Source organism: Arthrobacter saudimassiliensis, assembly GCF_059090665.1.
Genome location: NZ_JBNHFX010000001.1, coordinates 391,650 through 405,265, shown reverse-complemented (window position 1 = coordinate 405,265; position 13,616 = coordinate 391,650). Strand labels below are relative to the sequence as shown.

Here is a 13,616-nt window from a genome sequence, read left to right as displayed (position 1 = left end):
GCGCCGTGCCGGGCCCGGAGCCAGGGGACGTAAAATAGGCACCGTGCTGATTCTCTGCCTCGATACCTCCGCCATTGCAAGCGCCGCGCTGCTGACCGGGGAGGGAGAGATCCTGGCCGAGTTCGCGACCGAGGACACCCGCAGCCATGCCGAGGTGCTCGCCCCGGCCATTCGGGACCTGCTCGCCGAAGGCGGTACCGCGCCGGCCGAGCTCGACGCGCTGGTCGTCGGCGTCGGCCCCGGCCCCTTCACCGGGCTCCGTGCGGGAATCGCCACCGCCCGCACCCTTGCGTTCGCCTGGGGCAAGCCGCTGCACGGAATGATGAGCCTGGATGCCCTGGCCTTCGACGCGGCCCTGGACGCGTGGCGCTCCGGCGTTGACGAGTTCCTGGTGGCCACCGACGCCCGCCGCCGCGAGGTCTACTGGGCCCGCTACCAGAGCACCGGCGGCACGGCCCATCTGATCGACGGCCCGCATGTGGGCGCCGCCGGCGAGCTGCCGCAGCTGCCGGCCTACGGCGCCGGTGCCGGCCTCTACGACGGGGTGCTGCCCGCCGTCCCGGCCTTCGCCTCCGCGCAGCCCACCGCCGCCGCCCTGGGCCGGGCCGCCGTCGTGCCGCTGAGCCGGGGCCTGCCGCTGCCCGACCCGGCGCCCCTGTACCTGCGTGAATCCGATGCGAAGGTTCCCGGACCGCGGAAGCGCGCGCTGTGAGTGTCTCCCTCCGCCCCATGACCACCGCGGACCTGCCGCTGGTGCACCGGCTGGAAACCGCACTGTTTCCCATCGACGCCTGGCCGCTGCAGATGTTCCGGGATGAGCTCGCCCACTCCGACACCCGCGCCTACTACGTGGCCGAGGACGGGGACGGGCGGATCATCGGCTACGCCGGGCTGATGTGCGTGCTGCCCATCGCCGACGTGCAGACTATCGCCGTCGTGCCGGAACGGGAGGGCGCCGGCGTCGGCTCGCGCCTGCTGACACTGCTCATCGAGGAAGCGCGCCGGCGGGGTGCGGCGGACGTGCTGCTCGAGGTGCGCCGCGACAACCCCCGTGCCCAGCGCCTGTACCAATGGTTCGGCTTCCGGCAGATCCACGTCCGGCCGCGCTATTACCGCGACGGCGTGGACGCGCTGATCATGCAGCTGCCGCTCCACGAGTGGCAGGGCCCGCCCGCCCGCCGCGGCGCGGACCCCTCCGACCCCCTCATCGAAAAGGACCCCTCATGAACCGCACCGAACCGCTGGTGCTCGGCATCGAATCCTCCTGCGACGAGACGGGCGTGGGCATTGTCCGGGGAGAAACGCTGCTGACCAACACGGTCTCGTCCTCCATGGAGGAGCATGTGCGGTTTGGCGGCGTGATCCCCGAGATTGCCTCGCGCGCCCACCTTGAAGCCTTCATTCCCACGCTGCAGGCCGCCCTGGACGAGGCTCAGGTGACGCTGGCGGACCTTGACGCCATCGCCGTCACCTCCGGGCCGGGGCTGTCCGGGGCGCTGATGGTGGGCGTGGCCGCCGCGAAGGCGCTCGCGGTGGCCACCGGGAAGCCGCTGTACGCCATCAACCACCTGGTCGCGCATGTGGGAGTCGGCGTGCTCGACGGCGGGGCGCTGCCGGAGAACCTCGGCGCCCTGCTGGTCTCCGGCGGGCACACCGAAATCCTGCGGGTGCGCTCGCTGTCCTCCGACGTCGAGCTGCTCGGCTCCACCATTGACGACGCCGCCGGCGAAGCCTACGACAAGGTGGCCCGCATCCTGGGCCTCGGCTACCCGGGCGGGCCGGTCATCGACAAACTGGCGCGGGAGGGGAACCCGACGGCGATCCGCTTCCCGCGCGGCCTCACCCAGCCCAAATACATGGGGACGGCGGAGCAGCCGGGACCGCACCGGTACGACTGGTCCTTCTCGGGCCTGAAGACCGCCGTCGCCCGCTGCGTGGAGCAGTACGAGGCCGCCGGCGTACCCCTGCCGGTGGCCGACATCGCCGCCTCCTTCCAGGAGGCCGTGGTCGATGTGATCACCGCGAAGGCGGTGCTCGCCTGCACCGAGCACGGCATCACGCATCTGCTGCTCGGCGGGGGAGTGGCGGCCAACTCCCGCCTGCGCGCCCTGGCGGAGGAGCGGTGCGCGGCGGCCGGCATCAAGCTGCGGGTCCCGCCGATCAGCCTGTGCACCGACAACGGCGCAATGATCGCCGCGCTGGGCGCCCAGGTGGTGATGGCCGGGGTACAGCCGAGCGACCTGGGCTTCGCGCCGGACCCGTCGCAGCCGGTGTCGCACATCAGCCTCTGAGGAATCCCGGCAGGCTCCCGGCCCGCTGGCGGGCCGGCGGGCCGGGAGGCGCTAGGCTTCGCCGCGCAGCTGCTGCACGTTGTCCCGCACGACGGCGCGCAGGTCCCCGCCGTTCGCATCGGCGGCGCGCCGCTGGCGCTGATATCCGGCGCCGCGCTCGATGATGCGCGCCACATCGGCGAGCTCCCCGGTGCAGCCGAGCTTTTCCGCGACCGGCGCCAGGCGCGGGAGGACGTCCTCGAGCAGGTGGTCGGTGACCAGCTTTTCGTTGCCCGCCGCGTCAAGGATGATGATGGCGTCCAGCCCGTACCGGGCAGCCCGCCATTTGTTCTCCTGCACGTGCCACGGCGGCATGGTGGGAATGGTGCCGCCGTTGTCCAGGATGGTGGAGAACTCATCGACCAGGCACTGGGTCAGGGCGGCGACGGCGCCGACCTCCTCCAGGGTGGCCAGGCCGTCACACACCCGCATCTCGATGGTGCCCAGGCCCGGCACGGGGCGGATGTCCCAGCGGATCTCGCTGATCGTGTCGATGACGCCGGTGGTGAACATGTCCTGCACATAGCCCTCGTACTCGGCCCAGGTGCGGAACTGGAACGGCAGCCCCGCGGTGGGCAGCTGCTGGAACATCAGCGCCCGCTGCGACGCGTAGCCGGTGTCTTCGCCGCCCCAGAACGGGGAGGAGGCGGACAGGGCCTGGAAATGCGGGAAGTAGTTGACCAGCCCGTCCAGGACCGGAAGCGCCTTGTCCCGGGAGTCCAGCCCCACGTGCACGTGCACGCCGTAAATGAGCATCTGCTGGCCCCACCACTGCGTCCGGTCGATCAGCTTCGCGTAACGTTCCTTGTCCGTGACCGGCTGGGAGCGCGGCGCCGCGAAGGGGTGCGTTCCGGCGCAGAACAGTTCAACTCCCATGGGGTCGGTGACCCGCCGGACGGCGGCCATGGAACGGGCCAGGTCCGCCTTCGCCTCGGCCACGGTGGTGCAGATCCCGGTGACCAGTTCGACGGTGTTTTCCAGCAGCTCCTGCTTCACCTGGGGATGCTCGCTGCCCGGTTCCAGGCCGGCGTCGGCGCACAGCCGCGCCAGGACCTCATCGGCCACGGAGACCAGCCCGCCGTCGGCGCGGTCCACCAGCGCCAGCTCCCATTCCACGCCCAGGGTCGACTGCGCGGACGCGGCGAACTCTATTTCCACAAATGTCTCCCGGCTGCTCGGTGGTTGGATCCGGTGACCGGTGCTGCTGTGAGCCCGGAAGAACCGGCTTCAATCCTATCGGCGGCCGGGGCGCCGCCGATCCACCTCCCCAAAGGCCGGGCAGGAGGCGGCGGCCGCCATAATGGTCAGATGCCGATCCTGAACAAAGACATGGTCCTGTGCATCTCGCTGGCAGCCCGGCCCAGCAACATCGGAACGAGGTTCCACAACTACCTGTACGAAAAGCTCGGCCTGAACTACGTCTACAAGGCCTTCGCCCCGACGGACCTGGCACAGGCCATAGCAGGTGTCCGCGGCCTGCCGATCCGGGGCTGCGCGGTGTCCATGCCGTACAAGGAGGAAGTCATTGCGCTGGTGGACCGCATGGACCCCTCCGCGCAGGCGATCGCGTCGGTCAACACCATCGTCAACGATGACGGCGTCCTGACCGCGTACAACACCGACTACCTGGCCATCGCCCGGCTGCTGGCCGAACATGACGTTCCGCCCGGCTCCTCGGTGCTGCTCCGCGGCTCCGGCGGAATGGCCAAGGCGGTGGCCGCCGCCCTGCGGGATGCCGGGTTCCGGAACGTGACCATCCTGGCCCGCAACCCGGTGACCGGGAAGGGACTCGCGGAGCAGTACGGTTTCGCCTGGGCCGCCGACGACGCCGGGCTGGCTGCCGACCTGCTGATCAACGTCACCCCGCTGGGCATGGCCGGAGCGGACGAGCATGTGCAGGCCTTCAGCGACGAGGCTGTCGCCGCCGCGGCCACGGTGTTCGACGTGGTCGCCCTGCCCGCCGAAACGCCGCTGATCAGGGCGGCACGGGCTGCGGGCAAACCGGTGATCACCGGCGCCGAGGTGATCGCGGGCCAGGCGGAGGAACAGTTCGTCCTGTATACCGGGGTCCGGCCCGCACCCGAACTCGTGCGTGAAGCCGGCGAGTTCTCGCGGGCCTGACCGCGCACGGCAGCGGGAGAACAGACAGGAACCCAACGGACAGGGAAGGCGGAGCGATGACGGACCGGGACCGGACCGATTCTGAGTGGACAGAGCTGCAGATGCAGGAGATGCGCGAGCACGTGATCCTGCGCCTGATGGGACGGCAGCCAATCTGGATGCGGCCGGACGTCATCACGTCCGACCTCGACCCGGCGGACGCCTGGCCGGAACTTTTCGCCGGCCTTTCCGAGGACGCACGGCGTGCGGTCCGCGAGGCCTACGCCGGATCCAGCCTGGCAGCGCGCAGCCTGGGGCGCCCGGCGCCCACGCGGGCCATGGTCGCTGAGCTCGCTGCCGAAGCCCAGGAGCGGGTGGCCGGAGACGACACCTGGCCCTCTCCCGGCAACCGGCGCAGATAACCGGCTCAGATAACGGCGGCAGATGACCGCCGCGGCTCCTGCTTCGGCCCTAGGCTGACGGCAGCGGCTCGACGACGATCGCGACCCGTTCCTCGCCGATCCGGGTCAGCACCAGGGTCGCCTTGTTCGGGCCCTTGGCCCCGCCGGACAGCAGCTGCCGGCGCAGCTCCTCGGGCGTCACGGACATGCCGCGCTTCTTGATGTCCAGCACCCCGATGCCTTCCTCCCGCACCCAGGCCTTCAGCGACCGCACGTTGTACGGGCGCACATGGTCGATCCGGTAGCCGCGCGCGAACGGCGAGTACATGGCTTCGGGCGCCGCGATGTAGGCGATCTGCGGATCCAGCAGGTGCCCGTCGAGGGCGCGGGCGACGTCGGCCACCAGCCCGGCGCGGATCACCGCGCCGTCCGGCTCGTACAGGAATCCCTCGGCCGGCCCGGTCTCCACGTCCTGGGCTGCGGGGTCATAGTCCACCGGGCTGGTCAGCTCGGCCGCGCCGCCGTCGCTGATGACCAGCGCGGCCCGCCGCACGCCCTCGCGCGCCAGGGTGTTGAACCACAGCGTGGCTTCGGTGACGTCGCCGTCCACCGACACCCACTGGGCCTCGCAGCCGGCCGGCAGCGATTCGTGCGGAATGCCCGGCCCCATCTTCACGCCCACCGGCATGCCTGTGTCCGCGAGCTTCTCGACGAAGGACAGCGGCGGGGAAAACGCCTCCGGGTCGAAGATCCGCCGGGTACCCGAGGACGAAGTGGACCGGCGCGCCGGATCCAGCCACACGCCGTCGAACCCCGAGACGTCGAAGCTCTCCGCATCGCCCTGGACCACTTTCGCGTTGGGCCACGGCATCAGGTTGATGGTCGCGGCCGCGGCGGTGATTTCATCGAGCTCGACGGCGGTGACCTCGCGGTCCAGGGTGGCCAGGGCCAGCGAATCGGCACCGATGCCGCAGCCCAGGTCCGCCACCTTCTGCAGGCCGGCCTGCTGGAAACGCTGGGCGTGCAGCGCGGCGACGTTCAGCCGGGTGGCCTGCTCCAGGCCGGGCGCCGTGAACAGCATGTGCTCGGCGAACGGACCGAACTTGCCCCGGGCCTTCATGCGCAGCTTCGCCTGGGTCAGCACCGCCGCCACCAGCTCGGGGGAGTGCCCGGCCCGGCGCAGGTCGGTGTTCAGCTTCAGGGACTCGGACTCCAGATAGGGGCCGAGCGAGTTGAGCAGTTCCCATCCCTCCGGGGTCAGGACATGGGCGAGGGAAGTATCGGGCATGCCTACAAGCCTAGTGGCTGCCGGAGCGGCCCGGGCGTGCGGCGGCCCTCGGACCGGGTGCCCCGGGCGCACGGGTTCGATAGGTTGGGGCCATGAGCAACCTTGCCGCTGATCCCCTTGACGTCCTGCGCCGGCGCACCAGCGCCAAGTGGCGCACCTACTCCGAGGACGTGCTGCCGCTGTTCGTGGCGGAAATGGACTTTCCGCTGGCGCCGGCGGTCAGCGCCGCGATGATCGGCCGGATCGAAGCCTCCGACGTCGGCTACGTCTCCGGCCCCGGTCCGGTGGGACCTGCCTTTGCCGGGTTCGCGGCGCGCCGGTGGGGCTGGCAGGTGGACCCGGCGGACGTGCGCACCACCACCGACGTCAGCGTCGCCATCGTCGAGGCCCTCCGGCAGGCCGTGCGCCCGGGCGGGGAAGTGGTCATCACGCCGCCGGTCTATCCGCCGTTCTTCGAACTGCCGGTCGAGGCCGGGGCCGTGGTGCGCGAGGTGCCGCTGCTTGAAGGCCCGGACGGCTGGTCGCTGGACCTGGCCGGCCTGGAGGAGGCCTTTGCCGACGACGGTGTCGAGGCGTTCCTGCTGTGCAACCCGCACAACCCGCTGGGCCTGGTGCACGACAGGCACACCCTGGCACGGGTGGCGGACCTGGCCGGGCAGTACGGCGTGCGGGTGGTCAGTGACGAGATCCACGCCCCGCTCGTGTACCGGCCGAGCGAGTTCACGCCGTTCCTCTCGGTGTCCGACGCCGCCCGTGCGGTGGGTGTGTGCGTCACCGCTGCGAGCAAGGGCTGGAACATCGCCGGGGCCAAATGTGCACTGATGATTGCCTCCGATGACCGCACCCGGCTGCTGCTGGATGCGATGCCGGCCGAGGTCGGCTTCCGGACCAGCATCCTTGGCCTGGCCGGGACCACGGCCGCCTACACCGACGCCGATCCCTGGCTGGACGATGTCCTGGCGGCCCTGGACGCGAACCGGAAGCTTCTGGCCGACCTGCTGGCCGCGGAACTGCCGCAGGTCCGGTATCGGATTCCCGACGCCGGCTACCTGGCCTGGCTGGATTTCCGCGGCCTCGGCTGGGGCGAGGACCCGGCCGGAACCGCGCTGGAGCAGGCGCAGGTGGCGCTGGAATCCGGGCTGAAGTTCGGCTCGGAAGGCACCGGGCGGGCCCGGCTCAACTTCGGCTGCTCGCCGGAGGTGCTTCAGGAGGCGCTGCGCCGGCTGGCGGCGGTCCCGGCGTCGGGAGCCTGATTCGCCGGGCGGCCGCTACGCGAAGTAGACGCCGATCCGGTTGCCCTCGATGTCCTCGATGCGGATGTCGATCTCGTAGATGTCCTGGAGCACCTCGGGCCGCATGATCTGCTCCGGCGTGCCCTGGTGCAGCAGGCGCCCGTCGGCCATGGCGATGATGTTGTCGGAGTAGCAGGACGCGAAGTTGATGTCGTGGATGACCAGCACCACCGTCTTGCCGAAGTCGTCGGCCAGGCGGCGCAGCAGGCGCATCATCTCCACCGAGTGCTTCATGTCCAGGTTGTTCAGCGGCTCGTCCAGGAGCAGGTAGTCGGTGTCCTGGGCCAGCACCATGGCAATGAAGGCGCGCTGGCGCTGGCCGCCGGACAGCTCGTCGACGAACTTGTCGGCCAGCGCGGTCAGGTCCAGGTACTCCATGGCCCGCTCGATGTGGGCCTTGTCCTCGGCCGTCGGCCGGCCGCCGTTGTGCGGGTAGCGGCCGAAACCGACCAGGTCCCGCACGGTCAGGCGCACGGTCAGCTGGTTGTCCTGGCGCAGGATGGCCATGCGCCGGGCCAGGTCGCGCCCGGGAGTGGCGACGACGTCGAGCCCGTCCACGGAGACCGATCCGGCATCCAGCGGCAGCAGGCGGCTGATCATGGACAGCAGCGTGGACTTGCCGGCCCCGTTGGGGCCGATGATCGAGGTGATGCCGCCGTCGGCGATGGAGCAGGTGACCGCGTCCACCACGGTCTGCGTTCCATACCGCTTGGTAACGCCGGAGACCTGGATCATTTGATGGAGCCTTTCAGCAGCAGGAGGATGAAGACGATTCCTCCGACGAATTCGATGATGATGCTGAGCGCGGTGTCGAAGGAGAACACCTGCTCGAGGACCAGCTGGCCGCCGACGAGGGCGATGATGCCCAGGAAGACGGCGATGGGCAGGACGGCGGCGTGCCGGAAGCGGGAGCACAGCTGGTAGGCCAGCGAGGCGATCAGCAGGCCGAAGAACGTGATCGGCCCGACCAGTGCGGTGGACACGGCCACCAGCACCGAGCAGATCAGCAGTGTCCTGGTGACGGCGCTGCGGTGTTCCACGCCCAGGTTGATGGCTGTTTCACGGCCCAGCGAAAGGACGTCGAACTGGTGGCGCATCCGCCAGGCGACCACGGACACGGCGGCGACGGCCACGATCGAGACGCCCAGCAGGGTGGGGTTGACCCGGTTGAAGCTGGCGAAGAACAGGTCCTGCAGGATGATGAACTCGCTGGGATCGATCAGCCGCTGCAGCAGCGAGTTGAATCCCCGGAACATGGTGCCGAAGACGATGCCCACCAGCAGCATCAGGTGCAGGCTGCGCCCGCCGCCGGTGAACAGCCAGCGGTAGAGCAGGAACGAGAAGCCGACCATGAGGGCGATCTCGAGGAGGAAGCGGACGGACTCGGGGGCGGCGAGCAGCGCCTGCCCGCCGAGGGCGAAGACGAGGACCGTCTGGATCAGCAGGTACAGGGCGTCGAAGCCCATGATCGACGGTGTCAGGATCCGGTTGCCGGTCACGGTCTGGAACAGCACGGTGGACACGGCCACGGCATAGGCCACCAGGATCATGGTTCCGACCTTGATCGCGCGACGCGGCAGGACATAGCCGAGGTTGCCGCGCAGGTCGATGGTCATGAACAGCAGCACCAGGACGGCGGCGGCGATGCCGAGGATGAGGATCCAGGTCCGCGGGGAGACGGAGCGGACGGGCCGGCGCCGGGACGCGGTCATGGCCTGGGGCAGCGGAGAAACCGCCGAGTCGGGGGAGGGCTTAGCCACGGGCGGAGCGCTTTCGCAGGAGCAGGTACAGGAACAGGGCGCTGCCCAGGGCGGAGACGATCACGCCCACCGGAATTTCGTAGGGGAAGCGGATGGTGCGGCTGATGATGTCGCAGAGCAGCACGAACCCGGCGCCGAAAACGGCGACCCAGGGCACGGCGCGGCGCACATTGTCACCGATCATCAGGGACACGAGGTTCGGCACGATCAGGCCGAGGAAGGGAATGGAACCGACCGACACGACGACGACGGCGCTGATCAGGGACACGATGACCAGGCCCAGGCGCATCACCTGGTTGTAGTTCAGGCCGAGGTTGGTGGTGAACTCCTGGCCCATGCCGGCCACCGTGAAGCGGTTGGCGGCCAGGTACCCGACGAGGGTCAGCGCGGCGACGATCCAGAGCAGTTCGTAGCGCCCGCGCAGCACCCCGGAGAAGTCACCGACGGTCCAGCTGTTGAGGGTCTGCAGCAGGTCCCAGCGGTAGGCGAAGAAGGTGGTAACCGCGGCGATCACGCCGCCGAGCATGATGCCGACGAGGGGCACCAGCAGGGTGTTGCGCAGCGGGATCCGGCGCAGCACGAGCAGGAACAGGGCGGTGCCGGCCATGGCGAAGACGGAAGCGACGCCCATCTTGAGGAACAGGGACGCACCGGGAAGCAGCACCGTGACGACCAGGATGCCCAGGGACGCCGACTCCACCGTGCCCACGGTCGAGGGCTCCACGAACTTGTTGCGGGCCATCAGCTGCATGATCAGCCCGGCCACGCTCAGCGCCATGCCCGCCAGCACCACGGCCAGGGTCCGGGGGAGGCGGGAGATCCAGAACATGTCCCACGCATGGGCGTCCCCGGCGAGCAACGCGCCCAGCGAGACGTCGGAGACGCCGATGAACATGCTGGCAACGGCCAGCGCCAGGACGGCGAGCCCGGACACGGCAAGGGCCCCGGCCTGGGTAAAGCGGCGGGGCCTGGGCGGTTCTCCGGCCGGTGCCGGAGTCGGGGGAGCGGTGAGCGCTGCGGTCATGTCACGATCCGTGGGAAGTGCCGCGGTTCCGGCCCGGCGGGGCCGGAACCGCGGGAGCGGGGGTGCTAGGAAATGGCTTCCAGGATGGTGTCGACCTGGGACTGCACGTTGTTCAGCCCGTAGCCGACCAGGTACCAGCTGGAGGAATCCAGCATGGTGATCTTCCCGTTCTTCGCGGCGTTGGTGCCCTTGACCAGCTCGTTGTCGAGCACGGCGGATGCTGCCTCGCCGGCCTGGCCGACGGCTGCGTCGCGGTCGATCACGAACAGGTGGTCCGGGTTGGTGTCGGCAATGTACTCGAAGGCCACAGCCTCGCCGTGCTTGCCGTCCGAGGCGATGTCGGCAGCGGTCTGGACGCCCAGCACGTCGTGGATCAGGCCGAAGCGGGAGCCGGCGCCGTAGGCGGTCATTTCGCCGCCGCTGGTCATCACGATCAGGCCGGTTCCGGCGTCGGCAGCTGCGGCCTTGGTCTCCTCGACGGACTCGTCCAGGGCGGCCAGGGCCTCGGCGGCTTCCTCTTCCTTATCGAAGATCTGGCCGAGGATCTCGGTGTTTTCCTCGAAGGAGGCCCACGGGTCCTCATTGGAGACGCTGAGGTTGATGGTCGGGGCGATCTTGCTGAGCTCCTCGTAGGAGTCGGCGACGCGGCCGGACATGATGATCAGGTCCGGAGCGCCGGCGCTGATGGCCTCGAAGTCCGGCTCCTTCATGCTGCCGATCTTCTCGTATTCCTCGCCGTCGTACTTGGACAGGCTTCCGGGGAAGTTGGCTGCGGGAACGCCGTCCACCTCGACGCCGAGCGCGTCCAGGGTGTCCAGGGCGCCCAGGTCGAAGGCGTAGACGGTCTCGGGGTTCACGGGAACCTCGGTGGTGCCCTGCTCGTGCTCGACGGAGATGGTCGACGGCGCTGTCGACGGTGCCTCGGCGGACGCGCTCTCGGTGGAGCAGGCGCTCAGGGCCAGCAGGGACACGAGGGCGATGCCGGCCAGCAGGCGGGACTTGGCGATCATGGGGGCTCCGTGGATCTCAGGGTGACTTACCGGCGGTGCGGAGAATAGGTCACGCAAATGTTTGCTAATTGGTGCGCGCAGTTGAAAGCTACATGGGTTAGGCAAGGCTAAGCAACTTCCAGTCCCACTCTGTGACACCGGCGTCTTCCGGCTTGACGGGCCAGGTTGAATATGCGCTCCAGAGGGGTGCCGCCGTTGCTGGCACTCTGCTTGACCGAGTGCTAACCAGTGCATAAAGTCTCAACTAGCACTCCCGCTGTGCGGGTGCTAATTCCGTAAGGGAAGCGCCAACCGGCACCGCGACGACGGCCAGCGCCAACTTTCGGTCCACAGTCCGTTAGCAGAACTACGCAAAGGAGAGCCCGAGTGTCGGTCTCTATCAAGCCCCTTGAGGATCGTATTGTTGTCCGTCCGCTCGAAGCCGAGCAGACCACCGCTTCCGGCCTGGTGATCCCGGATACCGCGAAGGAGAAGCCCCAGGAGGGGCAGGTCGTCGCGGTTGGACCGGGCCGTGTCGATGACAACGGCAACCGCGTCCCCGTCGATGTTGCCGAGGGCGACGTCGTCATCTACTCCAAGTACGGCGGAACCGAGGTCAAGCACGGCGGCGAGGAGTACCTCATCCTCTCCGCCCGCGACGTCCTCGCTGTCGTCACCAAGTAGTTCCACGGGAGAACCCCGGCCCGATGCGGCCGGGGTTTTCTGACGCAGTTCTCGGAAGGGACACATATGTCTAAGCAGTTGGAGTTCAACGACTCCGCCCGGCGCTCTCTGGAAGCCGGCGTCGACAAGCTGGCCAACACCGTCAAGGTGACCCTGGGCCCGCGCGGCCGCAATGTGGTGCTCGCCAAGACCTGGGGCGCCCCCACCATCACCAATGACGGCGTGACCATCGCCCGCGAGGTGGAGCTGGAGGATCCGTACGAGAACCTCGGCGCCCAGCTGGCGAAGGAAGTCGCCACGAAGACCAACGACGTCGCCGGCGACGGCACCACCACCGCCACCGTCCTCGCCCAGGCCCTGGTCAAGGAAGGCCTGCGCAACGTGGCCGCCGGCGCCGCCCCGGGCGCGCTGAAGCGCGGCATCGAGGTGTCCGTGGACGCCGTCGCCAACCGCCTGCTGGAGAACGCCAAGGCCGTCGAAGGCAACCAGGTTGCCCACGTCGCGGCCATCTCCGCGCAGAGCATGGAGATCGGCGAACTGCTGGCCCAGGCCTTCGAGAAGGTCGGCCAGGAAGGCGTCATCACCATCGAGGAATCCTCCTCGACTCAGACCGACCTGGTCGTCACCGAGGGCATGCAGTTCGACAAGGGCTACCTGTCCCCGCACTTCGTCACCGACCCGGAGCGCCAGGAAGCCGTCCTCGAGGACGCGCTCATCCTCATCAACTCCGGCAAGATCTCCTCCGTGGCGGAGTTCCTGCCGCTGCTGGAGAAGGTACTGCAGGCCGGCAAGCCGCTGTTCATCATCGCCGAGGACGTCGACGGCGAAGCGCTGTCCACCCTCGTGGTCAACAAGCTGCGCGGCACCCTGAACGTCGTGGCCGTCAAGGCCCCGGGCTTCGGTGACCGCCGCAAGGCCATGATGCAGGACATCGCCGTGCTGACCGGCGCCCAGGTCGTGTCCCCGGACCTCGGCCTGAAGCTGGACGCCGTCGGCCTTGAGGTGCTGGGCTCCGCCCGCCGCGTGACCGTCACCAAGGACACCACCACCATCGTCGACGGCGCCGGCTCCGAAGCCGACGTCGCCGAGCGGGTGGCCCAGATCCGCGCCGAGGTGGAGCGCACCGACTCCGACTGGGACCGCGAGAAGCTGCAGGAACGCCTGGCCAAGCTCTCCGGCGGCGTCGGCGTCATCCGCGTGGGTGCCGCCACCGAGGTGGAGCTGAAGGAAAAGAAGCACCGCATCGAAGATGCCGTGTCCTCCACCCGCGCCGCCCTTGAAGAGGGCATCGTCGCCGGCGGCGGTTCCGCCCTGGTGCACGCCGCCAAGGCCCTCGACACCGATCCGGAGGTGGCCAAGCTGGAAGGCGACGCCGCCACCGCCGTCGGCCTGGTCCGCCGCGCGCTGGCTCAGCCGCTGCGCTGGATCGCCGAGAACGCCGGGGCCGAAGGCATGGTCGTGGTCTCCAAGGTCGGCGACCTGGAGGTCAACAACGGCTTCAACGCCGCGACCGGCGAATACGGCAACATGATCGACGCCGGCGTCATCGACCCGGTGAAGGTCACCCGCTCGGCGCTGCGCAACGCGGCTTCGATCGCAGCCCTGGTGCTGACCACCGAAGCCCTCGTTGTGGAGAAGCCCTCCGACGACGCGGACGATCACGGTCACCAGCACTAAGCAGCACCGCTGAAGAGGAAGTCCCCGTCCGGCAGTCGCCGGGCGGGGACTTTTTCGTCCTCAGGCCGCCG

Annotated in this window: 14 protein-coding genes; 8 read left to right on the top strand and 6 right to left on the bottom strand. The window is 69.2% G+C overall.

Going from position 1 to position 13,616, the window contains the following annotated elements; genetic code table 11:
- The first annotated feature begins 43 nt into the window (after positions 1-43).
- From tsaB to tsaD, 3 genes are read left to right on the top strand one after another with little or no spacing between them, the layout of a single operon-like run.
- Positions 44-712 carry a tRNA (adenosine(37)-N6)-threonylcarbamoyltransferase complex dimerization subunit type 1 TsaB gene (tsaB, locus tag AC5RV6_RS01790; RefSeq protein WP_494005572.1) on the top strand — a complete coding sequence of 223 codons (669 nt, stop codon included), beginning with the start codon at positions 44-46 and terminating at the stop codon, positions 710-712.
- A gap of 17 nt (positions 713-729) precedes the next feature.
- The gene (rimI, locus tag AC5RV6_RS01785) at positions 730-1,227 is read left to right on the top strand and encodes a ribosomal protein S18-alanine N-acetyltransferase (RefSeq protein WP_494006602.1); all 498 of its coding nucleotides are present in this window, start codon (positions 730-732) and stop codon (positions 1,225-1,227) included.
- The gene (gene tsaD / locus AC5RV6_RS01780) at positions 1,224-2,291 is read left to right on the top strand and encodes a tRNA (adenosine(37)-N6)-threonylcarbamoyltransferase complex transferase subunit TsaD (protein ID WP_494005571.1); all 1,068 of its coding nucleotides are present in this window, start codon (positions 1,224-1,226) and stop codon (positions 2,289-2,291) included. Before rimI ends, tsaD begins: the two co-directional genes overlap by 4 nt.
- A gap of 51 nt (positions 2,292-2,342) precedes the next feature.
- Here the strand turns inward: tsaD and AC5RV6_RS01775 are convergent, their stop codons facing one another.
- Positions 2,343-3,488, bottom strand: a complete 1,146-nt coding sequence (locus AC5RV6_RS01775; RefSeq protein ID WP_494005570.1) for a glutamate--cysteine ligase — start codon at positions 3,486-3,488, stop codon at positions 2,343-2,345.
- Positions 3,489-3,638: 150 nt separating this feature from the next.
- Here AC5RV6_RS01775 and AC5RV6_RS01770 point away from each other — a divergent pair, with 150 nt between their 5' ends.
- Complete coding sequence (locus AC5RV6_RS01770; RefSeq protein WP_494005569.1) at positions 3,639-4,451, top strand: shikimate 5-dehydrogenase; 813 nt, start codon at positions 3,639-3,641, stop codon at positions 4,449-4,451.
- A gap of 56 nt (positions 4,452-4,507) precedes the next feature.
- Complete coding sequence (locus AC5RV6_RS01765; protein WP_494005568.1) at positions 4,508-4,852, top strand: hypothetical protein; 345 nt, start codon at positions 4,508-4,510, stop codon at positions 4,850-4,852.
- Between the two features lie 49 nt (positions 4,853-4,901).
- Here the strand turns inward: AC5RV6_RS01765 and AC5RV6_RS01760 are convergent, their stop codons facing one another.
- Entirely contained in the window at positions 4,902-6,119 is a 1,218-nt protein-coding gene (locus AC5RV6_RS01760; protein ID WP_494005567.1) for a THUMP-like domain-containing protein, read from the bottom strand.
- 92 nt (positions 6,120-6,211) lie between these two features.
- On the opposite strand from AC5RV6_RS01760, the gene AC5RV6_RS01755 reads away from it, so the two are divergent.
- Positions 6,212-7,372: a MalY/PatB family protein gene (locus AC5RV6_RS01755; protein WP_494005566.1), complete on the top strand. Its 1,161-nt coding sequence runs from the start codon at positions 6,212-6,214 to the stop codon at positions 7,370-7,372.
- A gap of 15 nt (positions 7,373-7,387) precedes the next feature.
- On the opposite strand, the gene AC5RV6_RS01750 is transcribed toward AC5RV6_RS01755, so the two are convergent.
- The 4 genes from AC5RV6_RS01750 to AC5RV6_RS01735 all read right to left on the bottom strand — a co-directional run bounded on the left by AC5RV6_RS01750 (position 7,388) and on the right by AC5RV6_RS01735 (position 11,205).
- A complete protein-coding gene (locus tag AC5RV6_RS01750) occupies positions 7,388-8,146 on the bottom strand; it encodes an iron ABC transporter ATP-binding protein (protein ID WP_494005565.1) in 759 nt (252 codons plus the stop codon).
- Positions 8,143-9,171 carry an iron chelate uptake ABC transporter family permease subunit gene (locus AC5RV6_RS01745; protein ID WP_494005564.1) on the bottom strand — a complete coding sequence of 343 codons (1,029 nt, stop codon included), beginning with the start codon at positions 9,169-9,171 and terminating at the stop codon, positions 8,143-8,145. Before AC5RV6_RS01745 ends, AC5RV6_RS01750 begins: the two co-directional genes overlap by 4 nt.
- On the bottom strand, positions 9,164-10,195 hold the full coding sequence (locus AC5RV6_RS01740) for an ABC transporter permease (RefSeq protein ID WP_494005563.1): 1,032 nt from the start codon (positions 10,193-10,195) through the stop codon (positions 9,164-9,166). The genes AC5RV6_RS01745 and AC5RV6_RS01740 overlap by 8 nt, the downstream gene beginning before the upstream one ends.
- A 65-nt stretch (positions 10,196-10,260) precedes the next feature.
- Positions 10,261-11,205: a siderophore ABC transporter substrate-binding protein gene (locus tag AC5RV6_RS01735; protein WP_494005562.1), complete on the bottom strand. Its 945-nt coding sequence runs from the start codon at positions 11,203-11,205 to the stop codon at positions 10,261-10,263.
- A gap of 366 nt (positions 11,206-11,571) precedes the next feature.
- On the opposite strand from AC5RV6_RS01735, the gene groES reads away from it, so the two are divergent.
- The gene (groES, locus tag AC5RV6_RS01730; protein WP_494005561.1) at positions 11,572-11,868 is read left to right on the top strand and encodes a co-chaperone GroES; all 297 of its coding nucleotides are present in this window, start codon (positions 11,572-11,574) and stop codon (positions 11,866-11,868) included.
- A gap of 66 nt (positions 11,869-11,934) precedes the next feature.
- Positions 11,935-13,545: a chaperonin GroEL gene (groL, locus tag AC5RV6_RS01725; RefSeq protein WP_494005560.1), complete on the top strand. Its 1,611-nt coding sequence runs from the start codon at positions 11,935-11,937 to the stop codon at positions 13,543-13,545.
- Positions 13,546-13,616 lie beyond the last annotated feature (71 nt).

Bases quoted from the DNA above. Each gene is read 5' to 3' on its own strand.
- rimI (WP_494006602.1), top strand. From the start codon at position 730: ATGACCACCGCGGACCTGCCGCTGGTGCACCGGCTGGAAACCGCACTG.
- tsaD (WP_494005571.1), top strand. From the start codon at position 1,224: ATGAACCGCACCGAACCGCTGGTGCTCGGCATCGAATCCTCCTGCGAC.
- AC5RV6_RS01770 (WP_494005569.1), top strand. From the start codon at position 3,639: ATGCCGATCCTGAACAAAGACATGGTCCTGTGCATCTCGCTGGCAGCC.
- AC5RV6_RS01765 (WP_494005568.1), top strand. From the start codon at position 4,508: ATGACGGACCGGGACCGGACCGATTCTGAGTGGACAGAGCTGCAGATG.
- AC5RV6_RS01760 (WP_494005567.1), bottom strand. From the start codon at position 6,119: ATGCCCGATACTTCCCTCGCCCATGTCCTGACCCCGGAGGGATGGGAA.
- AC5RV6_RS01755 (WP_494005566.1), top strand. From the start codon at position 6,212: ATGAGCAACCTTGCCGCTGATCCCCTTGACGTCCTGCGCCGGCGCACC.
- AC5RV6_RS01750 (WP_494005565.1), bottom strand. From the start codon at position 8,146: ATGATCCAGGTCTCCGGCGTTACCAAGCGGTATGGAACGCAGACCGTG.
- AC5RV6_RS01740 (WP_494005563.1), bottom strand. From the start codon at position 10,195: ATGACCGCAGCGCTCACCGCTCCCCCGACTCCGGCACCGGCCGGAGAA.
- AC5RV6_RS01735 (WP_494005562.1), bottom strand. From the start codon at position 11,205: ATGATCGCCAAGTCCCGCCTGCTGGCCGGCATCGCCCTCGTGTCCCTG.
- groL (WP_494005560.1), top strand. From the start codon at position 11,935: ATGTCTAAGCAGTTGGAGTTCAACGACTCCGCCCGGCGCTCTCTGGAA.